This is a genomic window from Clostridium sp. C2-6-12 (assembly GCF_009928485.1).
In the GTDB taxonomy this organism is placed as follows: domain Bacteria; phylum Bacillota; class Clostridia; order Clostridiales; family Clostridiaceae; genus Clostridium.
In genome coordinates, this window is the sequence record NZ_JAABNP010000036.1 from 39,890 (window position 1) to 59,177 (window position 19,288).

At 26.1% G+C, this 19,288-nt stretch carries 18 protein-coding genes; all 18 read left to right on the top strand.

Going from position 1 to position 19,288, the window contains the following annotated elements; genetic code table 11:
- Window positions 1–54 precede the first annotated feature (54 nt).
- A complete protein-coding gene (locus tag GXK56_RS22610; RefSeq protein WP_160691697.1) occupies window positions 55–645 on the top strand; it encodes an AAA family ATPase in 591 nt (196 codons plus the stop codon).
- A gap of 340 nt (window positions 646–985) precedes the next feature.
- Window positions 986–1,513 (top strand): hypothetical protein, encoded by a 528-nt coding sequence (locus GXK56_RS22615; protein WP_160691698.1) that lies wholly within the window; start codon window positions 986–988, stop codon window positions 1,511–1,513.
- Between the two features lie 240 nt (window positions 1,514–1,753).
- Window positions 1,754–2,080, top strand: a complete 327-nt coding sequence (locus tag GXK56_RS22620; protein ID WP_160691699.1) for a hypothetical protein — start codon at window positions 1,754–1,756, stop codon at window positions 2,078–2,080.
- 115 nt (window positions 2,081–2,195) lie between these two features.
- A complete protein-coding gene (locus GXK56_RS27875) occupies window positions 2,196–2,369 on the top strand; it encodes a hypothetical protein (protein WP_202127930.1) in 174 nt (57 codons plus the stop codon).
- A gap of 49 nt (window positions 2,370–2,418) precedes the next feature.
- Window positions 2,419–3,117 carry a CPBP family intramembrane glutamic endopeptidase gene (locus tag GXK56_RS22625; RefSeq protein WP_160691700.1) on the top strand — a complete coding sequence of 233 codons (699 nt, stop codon included), beginning with the start codon at window positions 2,419–2,421 and terminating at the stop codon, window positions 3,115–3,117.
- A 674-nt stretch (window positions 3,118–3,791) separates the two neighbouring features.
- On the top strand, window positions 3,792–4,394 hold the full coding sequence (locus GXK56_RS22630) for a lecithin retinol acyltransferase family protein (RefSeq protein WP_160691701.1): 603 nt from the start codon (window positions 3,792–3,794) through the stop codon (window positions 4,392–4,394).
- 104 nt (window positions 4,395–4,498) lie between these two features.
- Complete coding sequence (locus GXK56_RS22635; protein WP_160691702.1) at window positions 4,499–5,098, top strand: hypothetical protein; 600 nt, start codon at window positions 4,499–4,501, stop codon at window positions 5,096–5,098.
- A 348-nt stretch (window positions 5,099–5,446) separates the two neighbouring features.
- Window positions 5,447–6,013, top strand: a complete 567-nt coding sequence (locus GXK56_RS22640) for a tyrosine-type recombinase/integrase (protein WP_160691703.1) — start codon at window positions 5,447–5,449, stop codon at window positions 6,011–6,013.
- An 18-nt stretch (window positions 6,014–6,031) separates the two neighbouring features.
- Complete coding sequence (locus tag GXK56_RS22645; protein ID WP_160691704.1) at window positions 6,032–7,402, top strand: HEPN domain-containing protein; 1,371 nt, start codon at window positions 6,032–6,034, stop codon at window positions 7,400–7,402.
- 143 nt (window positions 7,403–7,545) lie between these two features.
- Window positions 7,546–8,325, top strand: a complete 780-nt coding sequence (locus GXK56_RS22650; protein ID WP_160691706.1) for a TnsA endonuclease C-terminal domain-containing protein — start codon at window positions 7,546–7,548, stop codon at window positions 8,323–8,325.
- Complete coding sequence (locus GXK56_RS22655) at window positions 8,315–10,459, top strand: Mu transposase C-terminal domain-containing protein (protein WP_160691708.1); 2,145 nt, start codon at window positions 8,315–8,317, stop codon at window positions 10,457–10,459. Before GXK56_RS22650 ends, GXK56_RS22655 begins: the two co-directional genes overlap by 11 nt.
- Window positions 10,452–12,083, top strand: coding sequence for an ATP-binding protein (locus tag GXK56_RS22660; RefSeq protein ID WP_160691710.1), 1,632 nt, complete (start codon window positions 10,452–10,454; stop codon window positions 12,081–12,083). The genes GXK56_RS22655 and GXK56_RS22660 overlap by 8 nt, the downstream gene beginning before the upstream one ends.
- 2 nt (window positions 12,084–12,085) lie before the next feature.
- The gene (locus GXK56_RS22665; RefSeq protein ID WP_160691712.1) at window positions 12,086–13,537 is read left to right on the top strand and encodes a TnsD family Tn7-like transposition protein; all 1,452 of its coding nucleotides are present in this window, start codon (window positions 12,086–12,088) and stop codon (window positions 13,535–13,537) included.
- A gap of 91 nt (window positions 13,538–13,628) precedes the next feature.
- A complete protein-coding gene (locus GXK56_RS22670; RefSeq protein WP_160691714.1) occupies window positions 13,629–15,212 on the top strand; it encodes a hypothetical protein in 1,584 nt (527 codons plus the stop codon).
- Complete coding sequence (locus GXK56_RS22675) at window positions 15,178–15,699, top strand: hypothetical protein (protein ID WP_160691716.1); 522 nt, start codon at window positions 15,178–15,180, stop codon at window positions 15,697–15,699. Before GXK56_RS22670 ends, GXK56_RS22675 begins: the two co-directional genes overlap by 35 nt.
- 8 nt (window positions 15,700–15,707) lie before the next feature.
- On the top strand, window positions 15,708–18,230 hold the full coding sequence (locus GXK56_RS22680; RefSeq protein ID WP_160691718.1) for an AAA family ATPase: 2,523 nt from the start codon (window positions 15,708–15,710) through the stop codon (window positions 18,228–18,230).
- A gap of 53 nt (window positions 18,231–18,283) precedes the next feature.
- Window positions 18,284–18,538, top strand: coding sequence for a hypothetical protein (locus tag GXK56_RS22685; RefSeq protein ID WP_207710285.1), 255 nt, complete (start codon window positions 18,284–18,286; stop codon window positions 18,536–18,538).
- Window positions 18,466–19,131, top strand: coding sequence for an abortive infection system antitoxin AbiGi family protein (locus GXK56_RS22690; protein WP_160691722.1), 666 nt, complete (start codon window positions 18,466–18,468; stop codon window positions 19,129–19,131). Before GXK56_RS22685 ends, GXK56_RS22690 begins: the two co-directional genes overlap by 73 nt.
- The last annotated feature ends 157 nt before the right edge of the window (window positions 19,132–19,288 follow it).

Consider the following 19,288-nt stretch of genomic DNA (forward strand, 5'->3'; position numbering starts at 1 on the left):
TCGTAATAGTAAATTACGTAGTACCAATTAGTTACATTGACGGAGGTGCAAATTGTGGAAAAGGGTAAAATTATTTTTCTAAATGGAGTTTCAAGTGTAGGAAAGACAACGTTGTCAAAAATGTTACAATTACGATTAACTGAACCTTATCATTGGCTTAATGTTGATACATTTATTAAATTTACGGATATGAATCATAACCCTGCGACCTATTTTCAAGAAGGTAAAGATCCAGTATCATTATATCCTCATATTATTAAACTTTATTCAGACTTAGGTGTTAACGTGATTGCTGATGCCTCTTTTATGAAATGGAAGGGGCATCCTACTTTATTTTTAGCAATGGAGACAATGGAAAAATGTATTGAAATGTTGCACGAATACCCGATATTGTATGTTCATGTAACTTGCCCTTTAGAAGAACTGAGTCGCAGACATAAAGAAAGAGGTGACAGGGGACGTGAACTTAATATCGAACAGAGTGAATATCTGCTTGTGGGAGAAAGTCATGGTATATATGATATAACTGTTGATACATTCCAAAACACTAAAGAAGAATGTGCTGATAAAATTATTGAATTATTGGAAGAACCGCAGAAACATACAGCATTTAAAACTCTCTGGTCGCAACGCCAAGACGGTTAGAAAATAAGCATAATCGTAAGTTGTTTTACTTAACAATATTCTTAAGGTGTGACAATCAGAAAATTTAATTTTTGCATTGTAAATAATCATATAAAACAGTTAAAGGTGGATTATTATGTTTAATGGTAAAATACAAATTGTTTAGATAATATAAACGAGAATTTCTGTAGTATTGCTATAAATAAATAAATATATTTAATGTAAAATTGATTACTGGCAATAAAAATTTAAATGCACAAGGATTCTATGAGCATTTAGGATTATAAAACGTAATAGTATTTTATGATGAACTAAAATAAGTTAAATAGAAATATATTTTGAAGAATTTTAAGGGGAAAATATGAAGATAAATGATGAACAAATAATAAGCCATAATATAACCTATAATGTGTATTTATGTTTTAATCATGCTGATGAAAAATTTAATTGTGCTTCTAATATAATTGTATGGAAATCTCTTATCCAATTAATAGTTCATAAAGCAAAATTTGTTGAATTTTCTTGTATAGAAGATGAAAAAGATTTAATTGAAGAAATATATTCAAATATAAAAGAAGCAAAAGAGATTTATAATTGGAGAAAATCTGCTGAAGAATTAAATATTAGTCATGATATTGCACATCAGATTGCCATAAGAGGAGAAATGGTACCTAATACGGCTAAATTAATATTAAATGATTGCTTAGTAGACGAAAATAGAATTAAGTGGTTTTATATTAATTTGCTAAAAGAGGATGATGATTGTTCCGTTATTTTCGCTGTAAACCATAATTGTAGTGAGTATTATCTTAATTATGTTACAGAAGAAGAACTTATTTATATTAATAAAATAGCAGAAGATAATAATTTATTTATTCGTATAGATTAATTATTTAAAATTGAAATTTATTAATATTGTGATTAGACGTATTTTTCAGAACATATGTAGTAATAAAGATTTTGTATTTGCTACATTATTGTAAATAAATGTGTAATAAGTTTTGCTTATATAATAGGAGGTTAGGGCAAATGAAATCGGTATTTGAAAATATAAGTAATTATGACGAAAACTATAATTAATTAATTAATTAATTAATTAATTAATTAATTAATTAAGGAGGAGATTCAAGTGATAAAACAAATTTTTTCTTATTTACCTATATTGATTGGAATATCATTAATATTATTAGGTTTTACAGGTTGGAATAAGCAAAAAATATTGTTACTTGTTAAAATAAATATCAGGGAAGAAGAGTTAAAAGCATGTTCAGAATCTATTGGGAAAACTTATATTATGTTTGGAATTTCTTTTCTTATATTAATGACAATAGGATTAGCAGATAATGATGTTTATAATTTCACTGCATTTATAATATCAATTTTAGTAATGATTATAGGTACAATAAAAAATATTAAAACTCACAAGAAATATAAGATGGGAAGATGGAGTAAATAAACTTATATAAATTTATTATAATGTTTATGCACAACATTAACAGTGCATGTATTAGAAAAAATAAATAAGAGACTAAAATATCAAAGTATTCAATGAAAGTTGGAGGAATATTTATATGCAAATAAATTGGATTGGATTAATTTTTACTATAATTAATATTGTTTTATATTTGGCAATATTAATTGGAATATTCAAAGGAATAAAAGAAATAAAGAATTTTATAAGTAGAAATAAGGAACTGAATAAAAAGATAGATATTATTATTAATAAATTAGAGAATAAAGAATAAAATTTAGAGCGACAATATTCTTTATAAAATATAGCTTTAGGGGACTAATATGAATATAGTTAAGAAGACGATATTTCCAGATGATATATTTGAGGATTTAGAGAAGAAAGATTTAATAATAGCAGTATTATTTTTTCTCATTCTTTTCACAACCACTTTTGTACTTTTATATATAGTTAAGGTTTCACCATTATTTTCATTAATGAAAGAAGAAACAAACAAAAGATGCCACTTATTATATGGTTTAATTATGGATTTACCTGGATTATTAGGAGTATTATTGATTTTAAAATATAGAAAACAACACATATCTACAATAGGTATTAGAAAGAAAGGCATAAAATCTTCTATATTTATAGGTATTTTATTGCTTTTAATAGTATCCATAAATTTCATTAAAAATAATGGAGCGATTGATCAACTTGTATACAAAACTTTGTTTTATATAGTTTTTGTTGGATTTTATGAAGAAATAATTTTTAGAGGATTTTTATGGCCAAGATTTGTAGTAGGCTTAGGTAAATGGTGGGGAACTATTGTTAGTGGAATACTTTTTGGAGCAATGCACATACCAATTGATATAGTATTTAATAATAAAACATTTTATGATACTGTTGTGCTTGGCAATACTTCAAGTATTAATCTTGGAGGAGGAGTAATAGTAGCCTTAATGTTTATATACATTTATACTCGAAATAACAATATTATATTGCCTTCATTTGTGCATGGTATATTAGATATGCTATAAGGAACAATACATATTTTTTTATAAATTGTTAGGAATATATTAAGTGAAGTGATACCGTAGTATTCAAAATTGAATTTACGGTATTTTTCATTATAAAGTATAAATTTCTTAATATAGAATTAAAGCGTTTTTTATTTGACTATGTTCAACAGCAACATAATTAGTAATATGTCGTGGTTAAGAGCAGTTTTATTATGGGACCAGTAGTAAATTTATTCATAAGTGAAACATAAATACATGGAAAGACCAATAATAAGAACAACATAATTAAATTAGAGATTAAAAATGTGTCAATATTCCTTTTTAAAGCTATTTATGATATAATTTACAATAATTCAAATTGTTTGCCCAGGTCGTAGGTTCGATTCCTTCACTCCCTACGCTTAACATCATAAGTATTTGCGCTATTAAGCAAATTTGTGAGGCTACAATTAAAGTTACTATTGGTAATTTGTTTGGAGCTTACAAGGAAAAATGCGGAAGGATGTGGTGTGTTATGAATATTATATTCACAACTATAGCTCTATGCGGTGTTTGCGGGGAGTTAGCTCAATGGTAGAGCATGTGATAAAGTAAGTCAGCATAGAGCCGAAATCAAAAAGTTTAGCACCTTTATGGTGCTTTTGTGTTATATACGGTCAATTAATTAAGAGATATTTAGGAGGTATGAATATATGTGGTTAAATGATTTATTAGATAATGCAAAAAATGATATTCAAAAGAAGAAAAATAAGATTAAAGAAAAATGTTATGAAATTTCAGATGATTTTGGTGAAGCTGTTGATAATGTTGAGAATTTAACACATACTGTAAATAATGCAATTAAGGCTAATACGATTGAAGGTAATTTGCATAAAATTAAAGATAGAGCTTCAGTTGGGTATATAGCAAAACAATTAATAAATTTACCTTATGAACATAACTTGACTGATGAAGAAATAGAATATTATGATAGTCTTTATGAAACAGGAGAACATTTATATGTATACAGAAGTTTGTATACACATCACGGTTTGTATTTTGGAAGTGGATATGTAATTCACTATTCAGAAGCGCCAGATAAAAAGTCTATATTTTCCCCTAACAAGGGAGTTATAAAAATAGATACAATACCAAAATTTTCAGATGGTTGTAGTATAAAGATAGAAAAATCGCCTAAAGTATATTCAAATGACATTATTATAGAAAGAGCCTTAGATAGATTAGGAGAAAACAAGTATAAGGTCATTATAAATAACTGTGAACATTTTGTAAGATGGTGTAGAGGTGGCATATAATTATTTTGCATTAATAATTTCGTAATATTAACATGGTTGAGCTATTTATATTATAAAGGTGGATTAATTAGTTCATATTATTAATATAAAATATGGAGGATAAAATGAATATAAAGACATTAAAATGGTATGGTCCATATAAATTTGATAAGAATACATATGCAGAAGAATTAAATCGAAAACATGAATTTAGTAAACCAGGGGTATATATATGGACATATGAAATTAAGGAAATTCAATATGTACATTATATTGGAATGGTAAAAGGAAAAGAAAACATAAGAACAATAAAAGAAAGATTGAATGATCACTTTAAAGAATTAGTAAAAGGGAACTCTTGGATTTATGATTTTAGTTGTATTCAAAGGCTTGTATGTAAAATGAATGATGACAAAATAGATTATTTTAATACAAAAGAATTTAAGGATTATAGAAATAAAAGCAAAGAAGAATTGGGAAGTGAATATTTTGAAAAATTAAATTTTTTTATATGTCCTTTGGAAAATGATTTAAGTGATATATCAAATATAGAGAAATATTTAATTTCAAAGGTTGTTGTTGAAGAAGGATTATCTGGAAAAGTATTCTTAATAAATAGTACCTATAATAATTGTAATAGTGCTAAAAAATATTTTAATGAAGCCACTAACAGGTATGTTTGTAGATTTCCTGAAAACATTTTGGTTGATAGTTTAAATTGTTGATTTAGTGGAGATATAATTTAAGTATTGAAAGATAAATGGCTAAGTGAATTGTACAATTAGATATAGATTATATTTTGGCTATATAATGTTGACTATCTTCAACGCTTCATCTATTGAATAATTAAATTTTAAAATGTTATAATTTACATATAGCTATTAGCAGAATAATGCAGATAACTTTTAAAGTGTCTGCATTATTTATTAGGGATTCCCAATCTGACAAAAAGACATTTTGTCAGATTTCAAATGGCTAATTTAAAGGTTTTCAGAGTTTTGAATAAAAAATTAAACTTTGAATCTGACATAATTATAGAATAACTAACATTGTGTAAGATAAGGGGTGAAGTAGTGAATACCGTAAATCCAATTAGAGATAAAAAACAATTAGAAGCAATGAAGAGTTTTTTGAAAGGAAGAGATACCAGAGATTATTTAATGTTTATGGTAGGGATTTCCAGTGCGTTAAGAATTTCTGATATTCTAAGACTGAAGACAAAAGACATTTGGACAGGGAAGAAACCACAAGAATTTATAATGCTTAATGAAAAGAAAACAGGTAAAGCTAAAAGATTTCCAATAACTAAAAATTTGAATAAAGCTATAATTCAATTTATGAAGGAATATGATTTAGAGCAAGAAGATTATGTATTTCAATCAAGAAAAGGAAATAAAAAACCAATTACGCGTAGTCATGCGGCCTATATAATAAGCAATGCGGCCGACTATGTTGGAATTAAAGAACCTATCTCAACGCACTCTATGAGAAAGTCATGGGGTTATTGGGCATACAGGTCAGGTGTCTCATTAGCATTAATAATGGAAGCTCTCAATCATAGTAGTATAGCAAATTGTAGGAAGTATTTGGGGATTACTCAGGATGATTTAGATGATGTTTATTTGTCTTTAAATTTATAAATTAAGGGGGAAGAAAATTTGGAAAATACGAAAGAATATATAGGATTTTGGTATTTGCCTGATAACAGAGAAAATAAAATCTATGGAACTTTGAATATAGATGAAGATAATAAATTAAAATTAAACTTATGTGGAGTATTTGGTGAATTAAAAGAGCAATTTAATTATGAAAAGCTTAAAGTAATAAATGGTTTTACAAAAGAAGGGGAAAAGATTACTTTATTAAATAGTAATATTGCAGATTTTAAATTTAAAATGCCTGGAATACCAAGTAAGAATTATATGCCTCAGTATATGATAATTGGAGAACATTTTAATAGTATTGATGAAATTAAAATTAATTCAGTTAGTTCGAGATATACAGATTTAAGTAAATGGATTAGTATTGCTCCATTTGAGAGGGATGTACAAGATGAAGAAAAAGAATTTGTCTTAAGGTACAAATTACCAGAGCAAAGAACATATAAATTAAATGATAAAACAGTAAAAATAAGTTTCAATGCGACTATGGATGGAGACTTATTAAAAGAGTGTACAATTTATCAAAATACATTAATAAATTTTGGAGAGTTGAAAGAAAAGACACTTGATTTAACTTTAGATTTAATTAATGATTTTTCAGAATTTTTAACTCTATGTATTGGTGAAAAAATTAGTTCATATGATATTCAAGCAATAACTGAAAAAGGTAATAAAATTAAAATAATTTGGAATGGTATGTTATTAAAAGAAGATTCAGAAAAAACATTATATAGCATATTAGTTCCATATCCGTTTATTCAAGATAAGTTTCAGGAATGTTTAGAAAATTGGTATAAAAAAAATAGACAATTAAAACCTATAATAAATTATGTGGTAGAAGCTTATGAAAAGGTATTTTATATACCAATGTCATTTATGAAAATAATACAAGCATTTGAAGCTTTTTCGAGAAGAATGAGGAATAATTGTAAGGTAGATTCAAAAGAACATCAAAATAGAATTGATTATATTATAAATAGAATTGACAATGAGGATTATAAAAAGTGGTTAGAAGATAAGTTAAGATATTCTAATGAGCCAAATCTAAATAGCAGAATTAAGGATTTATTTACAGAATTAGATTTTATATTAAATATGACTGCAAAGGAGAAAAAAAGTATTGCAAATAAGATAACACTTACAAGAAATTATTTTACTCATTTTGATGAAAATAATAAAGATAATGCAATGAGTACAAATCAAATATTTTTTATAACCAATTATTTGTTATTAGGGTTAAGAGTTTTAATAATGATGGAATTAGGATTAGAGAGAGAATTTATAAAAGCTCAAATAGATAATGTCGGTGAGTTATGGTTTTTAAACAATTTGAAAAAAGAATTTAAATTAAATATTAATGAGAATTAAGTAGAGTAGTAAATAATATTTATAGTTATGAAAAATTGAATAAATAGATTTTATAAAAGGTATTGATTTTAGAACCATTAAAAAAAAGAGTTATGGTTGCCTAAAGTCAATACCTTTTTTAGATGGAAATGGGGTAAAGTAAGATGAATTATTCAAATAATTTATATAAAAGTAATAATAAAGAATATGTCCCAGGAATAAAGATACAAGATTTTGCACCAAAAGGTCGTGTATCTCGGATAAAAGGAAAAACAACAAATAGAGTACATCATCTTTTAAGTGATTTAGAAACAAATGTGTTCTATTTAATGGATTTTGAAGAAAAAATAACAGATATAAAAGAACATTATCCATTATTAGACTTGCATGAAGTAGTAGATGATTTATCTGATATTAAATTAGAGAAATTTAAAAATAAAAAGACTGGTGAGGAGTATACTTTTACAACAACATTTGTAATTACGTTAAAAGGAAATGGTGAAGAAAACTATGTAGCTTTATCTGTTAGAAATGAAACTGAACTATACCGAGATTTACTTTTAGAAAAGCTCGAAGTTGAAAGGCGATATTGGGGTAAGAAGGAGATTAGGTGGTCTATTATTACTAATAAAGATATTCCTATGACTAAGGTTAATAACATTAAATGGCTCTATTTAGGAGATGTAGACATTAAATATGAAGATGAAGCTTATATTAAGGAAGTTATAGCAAATAAAATTACTTACAATAAATGTGCTATGAAAGAAATATTAGATAATGTTGATAGAGAACTATCTTTATCTATAGGTACAGCTTTGGTTATGTTTAAAAGAATGATAATTTCTAATGAAATTATTGTAGATTTATATTCGCCTATTAATATTGAAATTTCAGCAGAAAAATTTACTGTTAATTATCAAGGAGTGAGGAAAAATGTGCTGTAGCTTAATGGTAAATAGTTTAATAAAGATAGGTCAAGGTGAAAAAGAAATAGAAAGAGTTTTATGGATTTCAAAGGATATTGATGTAGCTTTTCTGATAAATATTTTTGATAATTCTTGGCCGCATGAAGCTAAATTATCTGAACTAATTTTACTTATAGATGAAAAGAAGGCTCAATCTATTACAAATGAGGTACATTATAGATTGGTTATTGAAAGCGAGCTAAGTGAAAAGAATAGGAATAAACGTGATAAAGCTTTTAATGCAGTCATGGAATTTTATAAGTATATAGGTGAACCAGATATATTTATAACACATGAACGTAATAAGTTTATTAATAAAGTTATAAAAGAATGTGGTATTAGTAGAAGAACTATTGAAGATTATATAAAAAGGTACTGGAAGCGAGGTGGAAATCCCAACGTATTATTACCTGATACCCATAGATGTGGAGGAAAAAATAAATCTAAGGTATCAAGTGATGTAAAAAGAGGAAGACCCAGGTTAAATGATGTGAACAGTGGAATTAATATTGATGAAAACATTAAAAAGATTTTTAAAACGTCTATTAATAAATTTTATAATAACCAAAAGAAAAATTCATTAGTAACTGCGTATCATCTAATGCTGAAAGACTATTTTACAGAAAAAGTTATAAATGAAAAAGGAAAAAAAGAATTAGTTTTAAAGAATAAAGATTCAATACCATCTTTAAATCAATTTAGATATTGGTTTAATAAAGAAAGAGATATAAAGAAAGAAGTTTCGAGCAGATATGGAGCAAGGATATTTTATCAAAAACATAGAGCTGTACTCCATTCAGTTAATGATTTGGTAATCGGACCAGGGATGGAATATCAAATAGACGCAACAGTTGGTGATGTGTATTTAATTTCCAGATTTAATAAGGAATGGCTAATTGGCCGTCCAGTAATATATATTGTAATTGATACTTATTCCCGATTGGTGACAGGAGTGAATGTAACATTAGAAGGACCTTCATGGGTTGGAGCTATGGGAGCTTTGGCAAATGCCATGACTAATAAGGTTCAATTTTGCAAAGAATATGATATTGAAATAAATAACAGTGAATGGTCGGCTGAATATATACCTTTTTCTATAATAGGGGATAGAGGAGAAATAGCAGGTTTTAACGCAGATTATTTAGTGAAAAACCTTAATATTAAAGTTTCCAATACACCGCCCTATTTCCCCCAATGGAAACCTATCGTAGAACAGCAATTCCGCCTTATAAATTTGCAGGTTCGGCCATTGTCCCCAGGAGCGATAAATCCAGATTTCCGATTACGTGGTGCAAAAGATTATCGCTACGACAGTGTGCTAAATATTAAGCAATTTACTAAGATTGTTATACTATCAATTCTATACCATAACAATAATAATGTTTTGAAAGGTTATAGAAGAGAAAAGGGAATGATAGAAGATGAAATTGAACCAATACCAATAAATATATGGAACTGGGGAATAAAAAATAAAAGTGGTATGTTAAGAACTGCACCAGAAGAACTGATTAAACTAAGTCTCATGCCAAGAGATAATGCTACAGTTACAGAAAATGGAATACGCTTTAAGGGCATTTTTTATAGTTCCGTGACAGCAATAAAGAATAGAATTTTCGAGGTAGCTCGTTCAAAGGGGAAGTTTAAGATAAATATAGCATATGATCCTCGAAATCTCAACGATATTTATTGGATAGATAAAACTGGAACAAAATATGAGAAGTGTTTTCTATTAAAAAAGGACTATAGATATTTAGATAAGACTATTGAAGAAATTGAATACCTTAGACAAAAAGAACTACTAATGGTGAAAAATATTGAAAGAGATGAAGTAGAAAAAAGAATAAATTTAATGGATGAAATAGAGAAAGTCGTAAAAGAAGCAACTGAGGAAGCGAAGGGAGTAAAATTAAATGGCTCCAATGTCAAAGGAATAAGAGTTAATAGAGAGGCTGAGAAAATTATAAATAGAAATGAAGAAGCTTTTATTATTGGTGATGATGAAATGACAAACACAGGAAAGATTATAGAATATCCACCAATATCAGATTTTGAAGAAGACGATGATATGTCATTGCTAAGGAAAAAGCAAAAGGGGGAAAAGAATAATGAATAATAACTATGCAGTAGAGGCTAATTATAAGGAACAATTAATAGAAGAATATAAAGGAAATCCTTTTATAGAGGCTCTTCCAGATATATTTGATAAGGCGGATGTTATAAATAAAATTGCATTTTATCCAAAATTTGATGTAAGGGAAAGAGAATATGAAGCTCATATACGTCTGCACCTAATTCAGAGATTGTTTACTTATTTCCAACCTTTACCAATACATTTGGAGCTTGAAAGTAGAATGTCGAGAATTATAAGAATGGGATATGCAATGAGAAATCCGCTTACTCCTAAATATGTTGTGGATTTAAACAAAGGATATAAGGATATACTAAATGAACAAATTACTTTAGGTAATGGAGAGAATTATGTAACAACTTCAAGTGGATTTTCGCTTATAGGAGTTATTGGTATGGGAAAATCTACCATGTTATCAAAGCTGTTAAACACTATGCCACAAGTGATTTTACATTCAAATTATAGAGGTAAACCCTTTTGTATGACTCAATTAACTTATTTGAAGCTTGATTGTCCATTTGATGGGTCACTTAAAGCACTTTGTTTGGAATATTTTTCATGTGTAGATCGAATATTATCAACAAATTACTTTGAAAAATATAGTATGGCAAGACTTTCAGCTAATGCAATGCTTCCGATAATAAATCAAATATCAAGAAATATTGGATTGGGGCTACTTGTAGTTGATGAAATACAAAATTTAAGTTTAGCTAAAAGCGGTGGCTCTGAAAAGATGTTAAACTACTTCGTTTCTATGATTAATCTTTCAATCCCAGTTATTTTGGTTGGGACTCCTAAAGCAATGCCAATTTTACAAGGTGAATTTAGGCAAGCGAGAAGGGGACAAGGAGATTTTGTGTGGGATAGATTAAAAAAGGACAAGCAATGGGATTTATTAATTGAAGGATTATGGGATTATCAGTGGGTTAGAAATCCACAGCCATTAACAAAAGAAATAAGTGATGTTTTGTTCGATGAATGTCAGGGCATAATAGATATTTGCATTAAGCTATTTTTTATGGCTCAGGTAAGAGCTATATCTTCAAAGCAAGAGATTATTACGCCTAAATTAATAAGAAAAGTAGCAGATGAAAACTTGAAATTAGTTAGACCTATGCTACAATCATTAAAAAATGGAGGGAAAGGTTTATCTTTATATAATGATATTATGGTTTTAGATATATCAAATTTCATAAATAATGAACAGAACCAGATTAATCTAAACAGTACAATTGAGCAATTTAAAAAGGTTAGAGAAGAAAAAAATAATATGCAGAGTTTCGATTTAAAAAAAGAAGTGATAATTAGGCTTTTGGATTTAGGGTTCAAGGAAGAGGAAATCAATATTTATTTGGATGAAGTCATAAGTTTAGGAGAAACAGATATAAATAAAATTACACGAACAATGTTAGGTTTTCTTATGAAAACAGGTAATAACGGTAGTATAGTGAAAAAGAAAACTAAGAAAAGCAAAATCGAGCCTAAAAATATAAATGACATAAGATATATAGCTAAAAAGTGTAAAGAAGAAGAAAAATCTATTTATGATGGATTAAAAAATAACAATTATATTAAAGCGTTCGATAGTTTAATAATGGAGGTTGTTTAAATATGGTTACATTCTTCCCTATGCCATATCCAGGTGAAACATTATATAGTATGATTGCACGTTATCATATTTGGAGTGGAAATTTAAATTCTAAAGCTACATTAAAAGATTTATTTAATACAACATCAGTGACAGCAGGTAGGGAACTACCTGCTAATATTAATTTATTGGTAAATAATTTGCCACATAAATGTACACTTACAGTTGATGAAATTATTAAAAAGCATACATTGTACAAGTATTATACTGCATTTTTACCGAGTGAAAGAGCTAATTATATATATGACTTAATGGCGGGAGAAAATGGTTCTTTTATATTTACAGCGTTAGGTATGTGTAACAATAATATGAAAATAGATTCATCTTTGAAGTATTGTAATCAATGTGTTGAAAGCGATAGAAATAACTTTGGAGAGGCATTTTTTCATATAGAACACCAAGTACCAGGTGTTTTAATGTGTCAAAAACATTATTCTGAACTTCATATATCTAATAAATCAACTCAAATAAAGAATAGGCAGGAATATTTAAATTTAGAGTTTAGTATAAGTGATAAAGATACCGTAGTAGCTTTTTTTAATAAAAATATTATAGAACATCAGAAGAGATTTATTGAAAATATTGATAGCATTATAAATGGTAATTTTAGATTCAAGGAAATGAATTTCTTTAGAGAGCATTATTTAAAAGAATTAATAAAGAAAGGGATTGCTGAAAATAGAATGAAAATTTATCAGCAAGATTTACTAAGAGACTTCAAAAATTATTATGGAGATCATTATTTAACACTTTTAGGATGTAATTTTGATATTGATAATAAATACAATTGGGTGACTACTATTACGAGGAAACATAGAAAGAGCTTTCATCCAATTCAACATTTATTAATGATAGAATACCTAAATATTGATATTGAAGATTTATTTAATTCAGAATACATGGAAGTTAGAAAGAAAATTTATAAAAATAAAACTAATGAAGAAAAAACAAGTTATAGAGAAAAATGGTCAAAGGTAAGAAAGGATTATCCTAATAGAAATACAAGTTTTATTAGGAAATTAAATAAGGCTACGTATATATGGTTAAACAAATATGATAAGAAATGGTTAACTGAAAATTCACCTGTAAAAAAGACTTGTGGACATAGCAAAAAGATTGATTGGACAAAGAGAGATGAAGAAGTATTACAGGAGATTAAAGAAGTTGTAGAGGCTATATATAATAGTAAGGAAAAACCAGAAAGAGTTACTGTTGGAGCTATTGGACGGAAGATAGGGAAAGTTTATTTATTGCAGAAATACTTAGATAAAATGCCTAATACTAAGGTGTATTTACAAGAAGAAGTTGAATCAGTTAAGGAATATCAAGATAGACGAGTTAAATGGGTAAGAGAAAATGTAACTACTAATGGAGAAAGTGAATGGATTGTGATGAAAGAAGCAGGAATAAGGTAATCTTAATTATGGCTAATAATACAAAATTTACATAATAGTATAAAAAATGCTATAATGTTGATTATAGTATTTTAAGTATAGGAGAAATATGATGAATATTGATGATGGTATAAAAACAGTAGATGAATTAGAAATAAAAAGAAAAGCTGACTACTCAATTTGGGGGTATTTATATCAATTTGACTTAACATTATGCGATATGTTGTGCCATGATACGAAATATAATTTATTTGATGATGTGATTAAAGATAGTGAAGCTACTTATCAGATAGAAGTAATAGAGGATTATATTAAAACCTATTCCATTTTAAAAGAAGAATTTATTAGAATTGCACAAGTTAAATATTCATCAACAACAAGTAAGTTTGATTATTGGGATGTAGTTGTGGATTTGTATTATGATTATCTTTATTTAGACAATTTAATTGATGGTAATATAAACATAAAATGTGGTCTTTTTTTCAATTTAGAAAGTAAAATTGAATTTACTAAAGATGAAATTATTAAAAATACTAAAAATGAAATAAGTGAGTTTATTTCTGTATCTTTGAAAGAAGTAGCAGTAGAAGAAACTAATAATAAAGAAAACCATAATAAACGTGTTAAAGAAGTATTTGAAAAATATCATACAAGTGATAAATTAAATGAATTTATGAGTAATAGTTTAATTATAAAATGGAAAGAAAGCAAAATAGATTTAATAAAAGATATAAAAGAAAAGTTAAACAGTTTATTCAATGATGAATTTGAAATTTATTCGGCCCAAAATAAGAAGGATGTTCTATATGCTTTGGCAATTAATTTTATTATAAATGAGTGGCAAAATAAAAAGAAAAGAGAGAATATTGTAAAAATTAAAAGAAATGATTTGATAAAGTATATAAAAGAAGTTTCTTTTAATGAAGAGCTTATTATTTCAAGTCTACTCAATAATAACATTAGAAATGCTATTGAAGAAACAATAGAAGAAATTAAATGGAATTTAAGTGATGAAGGATTAGAAGAAGAAAAAATAAATAAATTACTAAATGATAGTTATTATAAATATTCAGATAAGTTATACGAACAACTACAAGTGATTTTAAAAGACAAAAATAATAGATATAAATTGATTAACACAATATCGTTAAAAGAAAATAAAAGTAAAGAAGAGTATAATAAACTTAATTCAATTGAGGAATATGGGTATTTTTCAACTAAACAATTGTATTTAAAGTCATATATTAAAAGATTATTAAAATTTATCAATAATAATATTAATAATAGTATTTGTAACTTTGATAACATTAATATTATGTTGAATTTAGAAAATGAAATGGTTTTGTTTGAACATCCATCTGAAAAAAGAGAATGTATTTTATTACCTAAAACATATGATAACCCTAAATTTGAACATGGCAAGATTTTAGGAAGAATAAAGGATTCAAATATAAAACCTAAAGTATGGTATTTTGATAAAATAGATGTCCCTAAAACAACATATGATTTAAATATATCAAAACCAGGTGATGATGAAAGCGTATATATTAAGCACCCATATAATGACCATTATTATATAGAGTGCATGAAATGTCTTAATGAAAATATGCCATTTGACAATACTAATGTTAATTGTATATTTGGGGAGAGGTGTATTATAAATGGAGAAGATAAGAATAGAAAATCTATTGATTAGCTATGGGTTCGATAAAAGAAAATTGGAAATTGGACAAGATACAGTAGTGCTTGATGAAGTATTTTTAAAAGATGATAAAGAAGCTTATATACTATTTGAAGGTATGATAAATGAAGAATCAATAAACGAATATCATAAGAAAATTCTTTGGTTTCAAAATTGGAGCGATAGTGACATTTTAAGATATAATATAAACCTTCTAATTTTATATAAATCTTCAAAAGTTGATATAGATGAAGTTAGTAAATATATATTTAAATTTGAAAGAGATTCTCATATCTGTAGAAAAATTTTCCTTAATTTGGATGATGAGAAGTGTATTGATTTGCTACCGTTTAATAAGATTAATTTAACAACAAGTCAAGTAAATTCAAGTAGTTTAAAGAAAGAACTTACAAAGGTTTTAAAAACAGATGATATTTATAATGAACTTATGAAAGAAGATTTTGACTTGGAATTAATAAAAAAAGAATTATTAAGTAAGTAGGTGCTTTTATGAATAATTTATATATTAAGAAGGTTTATATAAAAAACTTTAGAGGATATGAAGGGGAAAAAGAGTTTAATTTTACAAATAACGATAAACCAAACAATCTAATTTTATTATCGGGTGCAAATGGGTATGGAAAGACTTCTTTATTAGACGCTATAGAATGGTGTTTAACTGGGAATGTGAGAAGAGTTTATGATGATTATAAAGAGAGATGTCCGAATACAAAAGAGCAAAAAATTCAAGATTCAGATAAAGGGCTAATTAAAAATATAAACAGTACAGATAATGAAATTATAGTAAAACTAAGTATAATCTATAAAGAAAAAGAAGTAAATTTGGAAAGAACATTTTGTGTAATTGATAGAGAAGTTGATGGAATAAATCTTAATTCTATTCCTAACATTGTAAGTGATGATGAAAAGATTAAAGCAGAATTAATATTATCCTTAACTGATATAGTAGAAAGTTTCTATGATAATTTTATATGCTCATATGATAAAAATATAGAACTTTATTCAAAAGGAAGAGAAGAAATATATGAAGTATTTTCATGTTTATACACAGAATTTAAAGAAGCTAATATTATTAAAAGTAGATTAAATACTATTAAGAGTACCTTGTCAGAAGAAAAAGAAAATTTAGGAAAAGAAATCAAAAAGATTGCTATTGAAAAAGATAAATATGAAAAGTTAAGTAAGGGAATGGAGGGGATTAACTTTGACCTAAGAGAAGAATACCCGATGAATAAAATATTTGAGCAAGAGGTTATTACACCTTATGAATTTATTGATAATACAAATGTTGATTCTAAAGAAAGTTTAAATAACCAGATAGCAATTTTGCAGAGTATATATTATACAAAAGTTAAAGATAATACAGAAAAATTAAACTTGAAACTAAAGTTTGAATATAATTTAATATTATTAAAACAATTAGAAGACGAGTATAATTTGAAAAGAGATATAATTGAAAAATTAAAAGAGATAAATGTTAATGAAATTAAGACTGAAAAAGATAAAGCAGAAAAACTTTATAATAAAATAAAAAGGTCACTATCAATAGATAATATAGCCCCGATTTTAAATGAAATAATTAATGAAAATACGATTAGAGAATATATAAATAAAAATAATATAGAAATTCTAACTGAATATAAAAAAAATATACAAAGTAATTTAGAGAAAAAAAGTTTATATAATGATAAAATGTCATTGTATGATACAAATAGCCCTGTTATGCTTGTTATGAGGCATATAGTAGATAATGTTGAAACATTAAAAGAATATCGAAAGAAAAATGATAAATGTCCTATATGCGGTAGTGAAGAATTTAAAAATAGTGAATTAGGGGCTATTGCTAAGACTTTTTTAGGGAAGAAGGATATAGAAAGGCAAAAGGTTTCAAAGCAAATTAAAGATATTGAGACAGAAAACAATAGTACATTTAAAAAAATTAGTGAGTTATTAACATTAAAATTTCAAGAGTTAATTAAATTTTATGATGATATTTTGGAGAAAAATAAAGAGTTAGATAATATATATAATATATGTACGTTACTAAATATAAATATAGGTGATATTAATAAGGAGAAAATGTTAATACAAAAATTATTTTATGAGCAAGAAATTACAGGTTTGAAAATTGACAATTCTTGTGAGGAACAAACGGTAAACAGTTTAGAAATGCTTGACTTACCTTCTATAGAGAAATTTAAAGAAAGCTTGAAGATATATTCTACACTTAATGTAGATGAAAAAATAAAATTATTAACTAAGATTATTCAAGAATTTGAAAATCAAAATATAAAGTTAGAAAATATATTAGAAGTAAATATTGAATCAGAGAATTTGAAGAATATAGAAAGTAAACTTAATATATGTAAATTTATCAATTCTATAATTAATAAAAATGAAGTATATCAGCAAATTGTTGAATTTAAAAAAAGTGAAAAAGACAAACAAGAAGAAATTGTGAAAATAGAAACGCAAGTAATTCAATTAAACAGTATTATTAAAAAAGTTAATAAAACAATTAAAGATAATGAAAAGAAAGAGATTGAGAGAATAGCAGAGCCATTGGATAAAATATATCGCAAAATTACCAGAAATACCAATATTAAAGAAATAAAATTAAAAAGAGGGAATGGACAAAAACTATCCGAATTGGAAGTTAGAGATTTAACTGATGAACCAGTCCCATTTGCTAATGTTTTAAGTGCAGGTCAACTTTCAACACTCTCAATATCTATTTTTCTATCTAAAGCTTTATTAAATGATGGTAATTTAAAATGCTATTTAATGGATGAACCGATACAAACAATGGATGATTTAAATATAATATCGTTTATTGATTTAATCAGATTTGAATTAGGGAATGATGAAGATGAGAGATTTATTGACCAATTAATTATATCTACTTGTGACAATGATTTGGAAAAATTAATAATGCACAAGATAAAAAGTTTTAATATTCCAATATGCAATTATAATTTTCAAGGTCAGGGGAGATATGAGCGGGTACTTTGATATATATTCCAATTAACAATGAATGTTGAAACTTAATTTACTAACATTTTTATATGAATTATTGTAAAGGAGAAAAGATGATAAGTTCAAATACATTATTTCATTTTACCAATGAAGTGGATTTTCTTAAAAATATATTGAAAGATAATTTTTATCCAAGATGTTGTACAGAAGATTTGGAATTTTTAATGCCTAATTTAAAAAAGGATCAATCTAAAGTCGCAATACCAATGGTGTGTTTTGTGATATTCCGTTATCAAAAATTAGCAATCATATTGATGATTATGGCTCTTATGGTATTGGTTTAACAAAGGAATGGGGAATTGAGAAAGGTATAAATCCAATACATTATATACAAAAGAAAACATTGGCTCATAATAATTTAATTAATCTTGAAAGGCAATTAGTTGGAATTTTAGAAGATATGAATAAAATTGGTGATTATTTAGAATTTCGTCTTAAAGATAAAAACATTAAGTTAATGAGCGATAAAATTAGTGCCGAAATATTTAAAAGTTTTTGGGAGTTCTCAGGATTTTTAAAAGAGTATAGAGGTATAAATAATAAGAATGAAAAAGAAGAAAAAATATTTTATGATGAACGTGAATGGAGATATATTCCTAATGTAATTGATAGTGATATTGATGGATATACATATAGATTGCATGGACAAGACTGTTTGAACCAAGAATTAAAAAATAAACTTAATGAAACTTTAATAAAGTATAAATTAGAGTTTGAAGCAAAAAATGTTAAATATTTAATACTTAAAAATGAAAATGAAATAACTAATTTCATGGGGTTTATTGATTCGTTGCCAGAAGATAGATTTAATAGAAATGAGAAAAGTATTTTAAAAACTAAAATAATTACAGTTGACAATATAAAAGAAGATTTTTAATTTAGGTATGAACTTTTTGTTTTATAGTATAATAATTTTAAACAAATATTTTGAGATTAGTTGATTTTTTTGTTATTTAGTGTTGAACTTGAACCTAATCTATGTATTATAATAAAAAACATCCCCATCTATCATTTAAAATCCCCAAACTCATAAT

Excerpts from the sequence above, each read along its gene's own strand:
- GXK56_RS22670 (WP_160691714.1), top strand. The coding sequence starts at position 13,629 with ATGAATATTGATGATGGTATAAAAACAGTAGATGAATTAGAAATAAAA.
- GXK56_RS22680 (WP_160691718.1), top strand. The coding sequence starts at position 15,708 with ATGAATAATTTATATATTAAGAAGGTTTATATAAAAAACTTTAGAGGA.
- GXK56_RS22675 (WP_160691716.1), top strand. The coding sequence starts at position 15,178 with ATGGAGAAGATAAGAATAGAAAATCTATTGATTAGCTATGGGTTCGAT.
- GXK56_RS22685 (WP_207710285.1), top strand. The coding sequence starts at position 18,284 with ATGAATTATTGTAAAGGAGAAAAGATGATAAGTTCAAATACATTATTT.
- GXK56_RS22615 (WP_160691698.1), top strand. The coding sequence starts at position 986 with ATGAAGATAAATGATGAACAAATAATAAGCCATAATATAACCTATAAT.
- GXK56_RS22635 (WP_160691702.1), top strand. The coding sequence starts at position 4,499 with ATGAATATAAAGACATTAAAATGGTATGGTCCATATAAATTTGATAAG.
- GXK56_RS22625 (WP_160691700.1), top strand. The coding sequence starts at position 2,419 with ATGAATATAGTTAAGAAGACGATATTTCCAGATGATATATTTGAGGAT.
- GXK56_RS22665 (WP_160691712.1), top strand. The coding sequence starts at position 12,086 with ATGGTTACATTCTTCCCTATGCCATATCCAGGTGAAACATTATATAGT.
- GXK56_RS22630 (WP_160691701.1), top strand. The coding sequence starts at position 3,792 with ATGTGGTTAAATGATTTATTAGATAATGCAAAAAATGATATTCAAAAG.
- GXK56_RS22660 (WP_160691710.1), top strand. The coding sequence starts at position 10,452 with ATGAATAATAACTATGCAGTAGAGGCTAATTATAAGGAACAATTAATA.
- GXK56_RS27875 (WP_202127930.1), top strand. The coding sequence starts at position 2,196 with ATGCAAATAAATTGGATTGGATTAATTTTTACTATAATTAATATTGTT.
- GXK56_RS22650 (WP_160691706.1), top strand. The coding sequence starts at position 7,546 with ATGAATTATTCAAATAATTTATATAAAAGTAATAATAAAGAATATGTC.
- GXK56_RS22655 (WP_160691708.1), top strand. The coding sequence starts at position 8,315 with ATGTGCTGTAGCTTAATGGTAAATAGTTTAATAAAGATAGGTCAAGGT.